Annotated in this window: 8 protein-coding genes; 7 read left to right on the forward strand and 1 reads right to left on the reverse strand. The window is 73.0% G+C overall.

Annotation, left to right across the window (positions count from 1 at the left end):
* The first annotated feature begins 31 nt into the window (after positions 1–31).
* Together AB0K28_RS15185 and AB0K28_RS15190 are read left to right on the forward strand one after the other, a co-directional pair.
* Positions 32–1,831 carry an ABC transporter ATP-binding protein gene (locus AB0K28_RS15185; RefSeq protein WP_364369651.1) on the forward strand — a complete coding sequence of 600 codons (1,800 nt, stop codon included), beginning with the start codon at positions 32–34 and terminating at the stop codon, positions 1,829–1,831.
* A complete protein-coding gene (locus AB0K28_RS15190; RefSeq protein ID WP_364369654.1) occupies positions 1,828–3,531 on the forward strand; it encodes an ABC transporter ATP-binding protein in 1,704 nt (567 codons plus the stop codon). The genes AB0K28_RS15185 and AB0K28_RS15190 overlap by 4 nt, the downstream gene beginning before the upstream one ends.
* On the opposite strand, the gene AB0K28_RS15195 is transcribed toward AB0K28_RS15190, so the two are convergent.
* Positions 3,509–4,156, reverse strand: coding sequence for a helix-turn-helix domain-containing protein (locus tag AB0K28_RS15195; protein ID WP_345400413.1), 648 nt, complete (start codon positions 4,154–4,156; stop codon positions 3,509–3,511). The two genes, AB0K28_RS15190 and AB0K28_RS15195, sit on opposite strands and share 23 nt — an antisense overlap.
* 127 nt (positions 4,157–4,283) lie before the next feature.
* Between AB0K28_RS15195 and AB0K28_RS15200 the strand changes: the two genes are divergently transcribed.
* Genes AB0K28_RS15200 through AB0K28_RS15220 form a run of 5 tightly spaced genes read left to right on the forward strand, consistent with a single transcriptional unit; the run spans position 4,284 to position 10,110 of the window.
* Positions 4,284–5,357, forward strand: coding sequence for a Gfo/Idh/MocA family oxidoreductase (locus AB0K28_RS15200; protein WP_345400416.1), 1,074 nt, complete (start codon positions 4,284–4,286; stop codon positions 5,355–5,357).
* 38 nt (positions 5,358–5,395) lie between these two features.
* Positions 5,396–6,154: a phytanoyl-CoA dioxygenase family protein gene (locus tag AB0K28_RS15205; protein WP_345400419.1), complete on the forward strand. Its 759-nt coding sequence runs from the start codon at positions 5,396–5,398 to the stop codon at positions 6,152–6,154.
* Between the two features lie 5 nt (positions 6,155–6,159).
* Positions 6,160–7,077 (forward strand): sugar phosphate isomerase/epimerase, encoded by a 918-nt coding sequence (locus AB0K28_RS15210; RefSeq protein WP_364369659.1) that lies wholly within the window; start codon positions 6,160–6,162, stop codon positions 7,075–7,077.
* 13 nt (positions 7,078–7,090) lie between these two features.
* Positions 7,091–9,160 (forward strand): hypothetical protein, encoded by a 2,070-nt coding sequence (locus tag AB0K28_RS15215; protein WP_364369662.1) that lies wholly within the window; start codon positions 7,091–7,093, stop codon positions 9,158–9,160.
* On the forward strand, positions 9,157–10,110 hold the full coding sequence (locus tag AB0K28_RS15220) for a zinc-binding dehydrogenase (protein WP_364369665.1): 954 nt from the start codon (positions 9,157–9,159) through the stop codon (positions 10,108–10,110). The genes AB0K28_RS15215 and AB0K28_RS15220 overlap by 4 nt, the downstream gene beginning before the upstream one ends.
* Positions 10,111–10,223 lie beyond the last annotated feature (113 nt).

Raw genomic sequence — 10,223 nt, forward strand, 5'->3', positions numbered from 1 at the left:
TCGTACGCGTACGAAAATGAAAGGGAGCGCGATGACCGCCATCGACTCCGCGCCGCCGGCGACGCGGCGCGAACGCGTCCGTGACCCCGCGGACGACGCGAGCATGACCACCCTGCTGCGCCCGCACCTCCCGGCCTTTGCCGCCGTCGTGACCCTCCAGATCGCCGGCGCGCTGGCCGGTCTGGCGCCGCTGCTCGCGGTCGTCGAGCTGGGCCGCACCCTGCTCGCGCCCGGCCCGGCCGACCCCGGCCACGTGCGGACGGTCGTGATCGCGGGCGCCGCGGGACTGCTGGTCCGGCTCGTGTGCACCGCCGCCTCGTCGGGGCTCGGGCACGTCCTCGACGCCGACGTGCAGCTCGCGCTGCGCCGGAGGCTGGCCGCGCGGCTCGGCCGGGCGCCGATCGGCTGGCTGTCCCGCCGCAGCACCGGCGAGCTGGCCAAGGTGGCAGGCGAGGACGTCAGCGCCGTGCACCCGCTCATCGCCCACGCCCCGGGCGAGCTGGTGGCGGCGTTCGTGGTGCCGGCCGCGTCGCTGGTCTACCTGCTCACGATCGACTGGCGGCTCACGCTCGTCACGCTGATCCCGGTCGCGCTCGCCCTCGCGCTGGTGCCGCTGCTCATGCTGCCCGCCAGGGCGCGCGAGCAGGAGGAGTTCGACGCGGCGATGGGGCGCATCGCGGGCTCCGTGGTCGAGTTCGTGCAGGGGATCGCGGTGGTGAAGGCGTTCGGCGGGTCGGGACGCGCCCACCGCGCCTTCCTCGTCGCCGTGGACGACTTCATCGCCACCTTCGTGCGCTGGGTGCGGGGGATGTCGCTGGTCGCCGCCGGGATGCAGCTCGCGCTGTCGCCGCCGTTCGTGCTGCTGGTCGTGCTGACCGGCGGCGCCGCGCTCATCTCAGAGGGCGGCCTGGCCCCGGCTGACCTGCTGCCGTTCCTGCTGCTCGGGCTGGGGCTGACCGCCCCTGTGGCGGCGCTCGGCCACGGCTTCGACGACCTGACCGCCGCGGGCCGCGCGCTCGGCCGGGTCAAGGACGTGCTCGCCGTACGCCCCCTGCCCGAGCCCGCCGCCCTCGTCACGCCGCACGGGCACCGGGTGGAGCTGCGCGGCGTGCGCTTCGGCTACGAGCCGGGCCATGAGGTGCTGCGCGGCGTCGACCTGGTGCTGGAGCCCGGCACCACGACCGCCGTGGTGGGCCCGTCGGGCGGCGGGAAGTCCACGCTGGTCCAGCTGCTGCCGCGGTTCTTCGACCCGGAGCACGGCGCGGTCCTGCTGGGCGGCGCCGACCTGCGCGACATCGACGCTGACGAGCTCTACCGGCGGGTCGCGTTCGTCTTCCAGGACGTGCGGCTGCTGCGCGCGCCGGTCGCCGACAACATCGCGCTCGCGGTGCCGTACGCGAGCCGCGACGCCGTCGTCCGCGCCGCCCGGCTGGCCGGCATCCACGACCGGGTCATGGAGCTGCCGCGCGGCTACGACACCGTGATCGGCGAGGAGGCGCGGCTGTCGGGTGGCGAGGCGCAGCGCGTCGCGCTCGCCCGCGCGCTGCTGGCCGACGCGCCCGTCCTGGTGCTCGACGAGGCCACCTCCTTCGCCGACCCGGAGACCGAGCAGGCGGTACGCCGCGCGCTCGCCGGCCTCGGCGGCGACCGGACGATCCTGGTCATCGCCCACCGCCAGGAGACCGTGGCCGGCGCCGACACCGTCGTCCTGCTGGAGGACGGCGTGATCACCGAGCGGGGAGCGCCCGCCGAGCTGCTGGAGCGCGGCGGCAGGTTCGCCGCCTTCTGGCACGCCCGGAATCCCGCGCGCCAAGAGGAGGAGCTGCGATGATCACCACGCTGCTGCGGGTGCTGGGCGACGCCTACGCCCGCCCGATGCGCCGCACCCTGGCCCTGATGACGGTGGCCGCCGTCGCGGAGGGCCTGGCGTACGCGCTGCTCGTCCCCGTCCTGCGGGCGCTGCTCGGGGGCGAGCCGGCCACGCCCTGGCTGGTCGCGTTCGGCGCGGCGGTGGCCGGCTACGCCGTGCTGCGCTACGCCGCCGACCTGTCCGGCATGCGCGTCGGCACCACCCTGCTGCGCGGCATGTACCACCGCCTCGGGGAGCACCTGGCGAGGCTGCCCATCGGCTGGTACGACACCACCCGCGTCGGCGAGGTCTCCGTCATGGCGGGCCGCGGCCTGCTCCAGGCGATGGGCGTGGCCGCGCACCTGCTGGGGCCGTTCGTCTCCGCGCTGGTGACGCCGCTGACGATCGTGGCCGTGATGACCGCGTTCGACTGGCGGATGGGCCTGGCCGCGCTCGCCGCGGCGCCCGCCGTCGCGGTGGTGCAGGCGCGGGCCGCCCGCGCGACGGCGGCCGCCGACGCCGACCGGCACGAGCGCGACAAGGAGGCGACCGGCCGGGTCATCGAGTTCCTCCAGGCCCAGCCGGTGCTGCGGGCGGGCGGCCGGAGCGGTGAGCGGTTCGCGCTGCTCGACGACGCGCTCCGGGGCGTGCGGCGGGCCTCCCGCGCCACGGTGCTGGCCACGGTGCCCGCCGCCGTGGGCTTGACGCTCACCGTGCAGGTGGTCTTCACCTCGCTGCTGGCACTCGGTGCCTACCTGGCGCTGGGCGGGAGCATCGGCGCCGCCGAGCTGCTGGCGATCCTGGTGCTGGCGGCCCGCTGCGCCGACCCGCTGCTGTCGCTGTCGGAGATCGGCGGCAAGTTGCGCGCCGCGCGCGCCGAGCTGGACCGGCTGGACGCCGTGCTGCGCACCGAACCGCTGCCCGAGCCCGCGACGCCGGTCCTCCCCGACCGGCATGACCTGGAGCTCGAGGCGGTCACCTTCAGGCATGGCGGCCGCACGGTGCTGGACGGCGTGTCGCTGACCGTGGCGCAGGGCGAGCGGCTCGCCGTGGTCGGGCCGTCGGGCGCGGGCAAGAGCACGCTGCTGCACCTGCTCGCCCGCTTCTACGACGTGGACGCGGGCGCCGTAAAGGTCGGCGGCGTGGACGTGCGCGACATCGGCGCCGAGGCTCTCATGTCCCGCGTCGCCATCGTCTTCCAGGACGTCTACCTCTTCGACGGCACCATCGAGGAGAACGTCAGGCTCGGCCGCCCCGGCGCCACCGACGCCGAGGTCAGGGCGGCGGCGCGGGCGGCCCGGCTGGACGAGGTCGTCGAACGCCTGCCCGGCGGCTGGTCGGCGCACGTCGGCGAGGGCGGCGCGCTGCTGTCCGGCGGCGAGCGCCAGCGCGTCTCGATCGCGCGGGCGCTGCTCAAGGACGCCCCCATCGTGCTGCTCGACGAGGTGACCTCCGCGCTCGACCCGGTCAGCGAGGCCGCGGTGCACGCGGGCATCGAGCGGCTGATGGCCGGCCGCACGGTGGTGATGGTCGCGCACCGCATGCGGACGGTACGGCGGGCCGACCGCATCGTGGTCCTCGACGGCGGCCGGGTGGCGGAGGAAGGCGGCCACGACGAGCTGGTGCGCCTGGGCGGCCGGTACGCCGCGTTCTGGGCGGTCAGCGCAGCAGACCGTCGATGAGCGCCGCCAGCGCCTCCCGGTGCGTGTCGCGGGCGTTGAGCTCGGCCCAGCGCCCGGCCAGCGCCGCCAGCCTCGGATGCGTGCCGCCGCGCAGCCCGGCGACCACCCGGTCCTCGTACGCGGGGACGCCGGCCCGGCGGCGCGCGCCCTTCACCCGGATCGTCAGGTCGCCGACGATGTAGAACCAGATCGACCGGTAGACGAACAGCGCGCGTTCAGGCGGGTTGCCGCACTCGACGGCGGCGTCGATCATCTCCTCGACGAACCACAGCGCGGAGGGCGCGATGAGGTCGCCGCCCGCCAGCACCTCGACGATCCAGAGCCGCTCGGCGAGCTCCTCGTACAGCAGGGCCGCCACCGCCAGCAGCCGCTCGCGCGGATCCGCCGGCAGCTCGGGGCGGGGGAGGGCCTTGGCCTGCTCCTCCATCAGGAGCAGCAGCAGCTCGTCCTTGTCGCGTACGTGGTAGTAGAGCGTCATCGGCGCGCTGCCCAGCTCCTGGGCCAGCCGGCGCATCGACAGCTTCTCCGGGCCCTCCGAGCGCAGGATGCGGTCGGCCGCCGCCAGGATCGCCTCGAGGGTGAGGCGCGGCGGGCGGCCGACGCCCTTCGCGCGGTCCTGTGCCATGGCCACCAGCCTATGGGGGGCGGTCCCGCCCGTCGCACGGGCGTTGACCCGACGGTGCGCGTCCCTTTACCGTGGCCCTGCAAACCGATTTGCATCGCTGGGGGACACCACACCGAAAGGCGAAGAGTTGAGCAAACTGCGCGTCGGCGTCATCGGGCTGGGCGAGGTCGCCCAGGTCATCCACCTGCCCGTCCTCGAATCGCTGCCCGACCGCTACGAGCTCGCCGCGATCTGCGACATCTCGCCCGGCCTGCTGGAGCGGATGGGCGAACGCCATCGGGTCGGGCGCCGCCACACCGACTACCGGGAGATGATCGCCGCCGGCGGCCTCGACTGCGTGATCGTGCTGAACAGCGACGAATACCACGCCGACTGCACGATCGCGGCACTCGACGCGGGCCTCGACGTGCTCGTCGAGAAGCCCATGTGCCTCAGCCCCCGCGAGGCGCAGGACATCATCGCCGCCCGCGACCGGTCGGGCAGGACCGTGATGGTCGCCTACATGCGGCGCTTCGCCCCGGCGTTCACCGAGGCGGTCGAGCGGCTGCCCGAGCTCGGCCCGATCCGCTACGCCCGGGTGCACGACGTGATCGGCGAGAACCGGCTCATCGTCGACCAGACCTCCTACGTCGACCGCCCGGACGACGTCCCCCAGGAGGCGATCGACGACAAGTGGACGCGCAGGTCCGCGCTGGTGAAGGAGGCGATCGGGGACGTCCCGCAGGAGCTGGAGTGGACGTACGGGCTGCTGTGCGGCCTCGGCAGCCACGACCTGTCGGCCATGCGCGAGCTGCTCGGCCGCCCCGAGGAGGTCTCGGCGGCCAAGATGTGGCGCAGCGGCGGCTACGTCGTCGCCCTGCTCGATTACGGCGACTTCGCCGTCACGTACGAGACGGGCGTGGACCAGCAGCTGCGCTACGACACCTACATCGAGGTGTACGGCGCGAGCGGCACGATGAAGGTGCGCTACGACACCCCGTACGTGCGGCACTTCCCGACGACGCTGCACCTGGAGCTGACCGACGGCGACTCCTACGAGCGCTCGGTGCGCCGCCCGCACCTCAAGGACCCCTACACCTATGAGCTCGAGTACTTCCACGAGGTCGTCACCACCGGCGCGACGCCGAAGACGACCCCCGAGGACTACCTGCAGGACATGGAGCTCTTCATCGACATCATCCGGGCCCTGGACAAGAGCTGACCCCCCGTGACCGCAACCCCCGGAAAGGGGCCACCGCGATGACCGACACCCTGACCGACACCGACGTCGCCTTCTTCCGCGCGAACGGCTACCTGCTGCCCGGCCGTCAGCTGCTCACCGAGGAGCGCCTGGCCCGGCTCGAACTGATCTTCAACGAGCACCTGAGCGCCAAGGGCGACAAGCTCTCCGACGAGCTGGACACGCCGCACTACCGCGACGCCCGGCTGCTGGACTTCCTGCTCTGCGACGAGGTGCTCGACTGGATCGAGCCGCTCATCGGCCCCGACATCGCGCTGTGGTCGAGCCACTTCATCTCGAAGGACCCCTTCACCGGCCGGGCGACCCCCTGGCACGAGGACAGCGCGTTCTGGGAGGGCCGTTTCGACACGTACGACAGCATCGTCACGATCTGGCTGGCGCTGGAGGAGGGCTCGTTCAAGGAGAACGGCTGCATGCGCGTCATCCCCGGCTCGCACCTCAACGGCGGCTTCTCCGACGGCTACCGGCCGACCGACATGACCGAGCAGACCTTCCACGCCGAGCTGTCGGGCGTGGACGAGTCGAAGGCGGTCTCCTTCGAGCTGCGGCGCGGCGAGTTCTCCATGCACGACGGCCGCATCGTGCACGGCGCCCGCGCCAACACCAGCGCCACCCGCCGCACCGGCTACACCATGCGCTACTTCCCGAGCTCGGTGAAGATGCAGGACGTCCCGCAGAACGAGGGCTGGAAGATCTGGCTGGCCAGGGGACGTGACCTGGCCGGCAACGACTACGCCAACGTCCCGGCCGGCCGGTGAGCCGGATGAGACTGGGGCTGCTGACCGCCTGCCTGCCTGGCGAGCCGCTGGAGGACATCGCCCGCTGGGCCGGCGGCCACGGCTACGCCGCGCTGGAGATCGCCGCCTGGCCCGACCGGCCCGGCCGCGACTGGGAGGCCAGTCACCTGGACGTCGAGTCGTTCGGGAAGGACGACGCCGCCCGGGTGAGCGCGATGCTCGACCGGCACGGCCTGAGCGTGTCGGCGGTCGCGTACTACGAGAACAACCTGCACGCCGACCTCGAGGTCAGGGAGGCGACGCACGAGCACCTGCGCCGCTGCGTAGACGCCGCGCAGCTGCTCGGCGTGGGGCTGGTCGGCACCTTCGTGGGCCGCGACGTGACGCTGACCGTGGCGGAGAACCTGCGGCTCGCCGAGCGGGTGCTGCCGCCGCTGGTCGAGTACGCCGCGGCCAGGGACGTCCGGCTCGTCATCGAGAACTGCCCGATGGAGGGCTGGCACCCCGACGGCTACCCGGCCAACCTCGCCTACTCGCCCGAGCTGTGGGGCCGGCTGGCCGAGCTCGGCCTGTGGCTCAACTACGACCCCTCGCACCTGGTCTGGCTCGGCATCGACCCGCTGGCCGCGCTGGAGGCGCACGCGGACAAAATCCTGCACGTGCAGGCCAAGGACGTCGAGGTGCACGCCGCCGCCCGCGACAGGTACGGCGTCTTCGGCCGGGTGCTCGACCGGCGGCCCTGGGAGAGCGGCTGGTGGCGCTACCGCATCCCCGGGCTCGGCGAGGTGGACTGGCGGCGCCTGATCGACGCGCTGCATCAGCACGGGTACGACGGCGTCGTCTCCGTCGAGCACGAGGACCCGGTCTGGAGCGGCAGCCCCGAGCGGGTCCGCCAGGGCCTGACCATCGCGCAGCGCACCCTCGACCCGCACGTCAACGTCTAGGAGGGCCCTGCCCATGCACCGCGGTGTCTACTTCGACGCCTGGTTCCCCCGCCAGCACTGCTATCACCCGAGCCTGCCGCCCCGCCGCCTGCGCATGATCGACGACCTTGAGGACTACCGCGCGACCGTGCTGGTGTGGGCGTCCATGGGCGGCGGCTCGCTGTCCCTGCCCTACCTCGAACAGGAGGCGTTCGGCCCGGTCGACGCCCGCTCGCGCTTCTACGGCTTCGTCAACGACAGCGAGTTCGTCGCCGCCTGCCACGAGCGGGGCATCAAGGTGCTCGGCATCGTCTTCGAGGCTCAGGGCTGGGAGTTCCCCGTCGAGCTGACCGAGGAGGAGGACGCCGTCCTCGCCATCAACGAGCTGCGCGGCGCGGGCAGGCGCGGCTGGATGGGGCTGCGCGAGTTCAGCGCCAACCGCTACCCGAAGCTGTGGAAGCCGGTCGAGCACTACTTCCCCGGCGGGCTGGTCAACTCCGACGGCGAGCCGGTCACCGACCTCATCGAGGAGTGCGTGGCCCGCGACATCCACGGCGAGCCCTGCCACGCCCACTGGGTGGAGTGCCCCGACCGCGAGCACCAGTGCTTCTACATGGACCGCAACAACCCGGTCTGGCGCGAGTACCTCAAGGCCGTGATCAGGATCCAGATCGACGCCGGCGTGGACGGCATCCAGCTCGACGAGGCCGAGCTGCCCATGGGGGCCTTCCAGTACGGCGCCTGCTTCTGCAAGGACTGCATGAAGGGCTTCCGCGCCCACCTGCAACGGCTCCCCGAGGCGGACCCGGCGCTCGACGGGGTGGACCTGGAGACCTTCCACTACGGCGAATGGCTGCTCGCCCAGGGCCACGACTTCAAGACCGGCCGCGAGTCCACGCCGCTGTTCGGCGAGTACTACGCCTTCCAGTGCCTGTCGATCAAGAAGTACTTCGCCGAGCTGGCCGGCTACGCCCGCGACCACGCCCGTTCGCGGGGCCGGGAGATCATCGTCTCCGGCAACTTCTTCAACTGCGAGCCGATGTACCTCGCGCTCGCCGACGACGTCGATCTCGTCATCACCGAGATGCGGAACACGACGTACCGGCAGCCCGAGTGGTACCGCTACGTCGCGGCGTTCGCCGGCGACAAGGACGTCGTCGTGGTCGAGAACCCGTACGGCGGGGTCGTCCCCGAGCTGATCGGCCTGCTCGGGGAGGGCAAGGGCTACGACCTGTTCCGGCTGTCGCTGTACGAGGCGGCGGCGATGGGCGTCAACATGTCGGTGCCGTACGGCTCGTGGATGGGCAGCGTCATCGAGGACTCCTTCTCCGCGCCGCACGGCCTGGCCGTCGAGATCCAGGACTTCCTGGCCGGGCACGAGGGGCTGTTCGCGCGCCGGACCGCCAACGAGGTCGCGGTGGTCTTCAGCGTCGCCAGCACGCGCGAGCTGATCGGCAAGGCGGACGTCAGCGACAACACGGCCAACGCCCGCGACGAGTCGGTGGTGGTGCCGTACCGCGTGGTGACGGGGACGCTGTCGGAGTCCGCGGTGCCGTACGACGTGGTGATCTGGGCGGACGGCGTCACCGCGCCCGACCGGGCGGACGGGAGCGGGCTGCTGCGCTACTCGACCGTCATCCTGCCGGACGTCTTCGCGCTGACCGAGGGCCAGGCCGCCGCCGTCCGGCGCTACCTGGCGGCCGGCGGGACGGTCGTCGTCACCGATCGGGTGGCGGACGCGCTGCCGCGGCACGACAACGTCCGCGCCGCGCGCCACGACGTGCTCGGCGAGCTGCTGCCGCACGGGCGGCAGGTGGAGACCCCGGCGCCGGTGGCCGCGAACCTGCACCGCCTGGCCGGCGGCTCCTACGCGCTGCACCTGGTCAACTACGATTACGACCGCTCTGAGGACGCCGTGCGGGTGCGGACCGGCGTGCCGCTGCGCGTGCGGCTGCCCGAGTCCAGGCCGCACGCGACCGCGGTGGCGAGCGACGGGACGCGGACGCCGCTGGAGGTGACGCAGGAGGACGGCGTGCACGTCGTCCGGGTGGACACGCTGGGCGTCTACACGATCGTCGTCTTCCACGACGGGGAGCCGGCATGAGGATCGCGGCGCTGCGCGGGCGCGAGAAGTGGGTGGTCGAGGAGGCTCCCGTGCCGGTGATCGGGCCTGACGAGGTGCTGGTCAGGGTCGTGGCGTCGGGCGTGTGCGCCTCGGAGCTGGAGCCGTGGCTGACCGGCCCGCCGCAGGGCGCGGCGCGCTACCTGGGCCACGAGGTCAGCGGCGTCGTCGCCGAGGCCGGCGCCGACGTGAGCGCGTTCTCTGCCGGTGACCGGGTCGGCGTGTGGGTGACCGAGCGCGGTTTCGCCGAGTACGTCGCGGTACGCGCCGAGCACTGCTTCCCCGCCGGGTCGGGGCCGCTCGACGAGGCACTGGCCGAGCCCCTCGCCTGCGCGGTCAACGCCGTGGAGGCCGCCGGCGTCCGGCTCGGCGACGACGTGGTGGTCATCGGGGCCGGGTTCATGGGGAACCTGGTGCAGAAGCTGGCAGCCCTGCGCGGGCCACGGCAGCTCATCGTGGCGGACGCGCGCGCCGACGCCCTGGAGCGGGCCGCCCGGCTCGGCGCGACCAGGACCGTGGACGTGACCAGGGAGTCGCTGCCCGACGTCGTACACGCGCTCACCGGCGGGCGCGGCGCCGACGTCACCTTCGAGTGCACCGGCACCCAGCGCGCGCTCACGGCGTGCGGCGACACCACCCGCATGAGCGGCACGATCGCGATCGTCGGCTTCCACCAGGGGGCCGACCGGTCGGTCCCGCTGGCGTACTGGAACTGGATGGCCTTCACCCTCGTCAACGCCCACTTCAGGGACGTGAACGTCATCATGCGCGGCATGGCGACCGGCATGCGCCTGCTCGCCGGCGGGGTGCTGTCGATGGACGGGCTGGTCAGCCACCGGTTCCCGCTGGAGGAGATCAACGCCGCGTTCGCCGCGCTGCGCGACAAGCCCGACGGCTTCGTCAAGGCGGTGGTGACGTTCCCCGAGGAGTGACGCCGGCGCGGCCTGCGCGCCCGCGCGCGCCGACCCAGGTGGGCCACGTGGAAGCGCTCGTCGAGCCGGCCGCTCATCGTGCGGGTGATCGTCTCGGGCTGCTCGGAGATCTC

Origin of the sequence: Nonomuraea sp. NPDC049504 (assembly GCF_040676845.1) — a bacterium.
Taxonomy (GTDB): Bacteria; Actinomycetota; Actinomycetes; order Streptosporangiales; family Streptosporangiaceae; genus Nonomuraea; species Nonomuraea salmonea.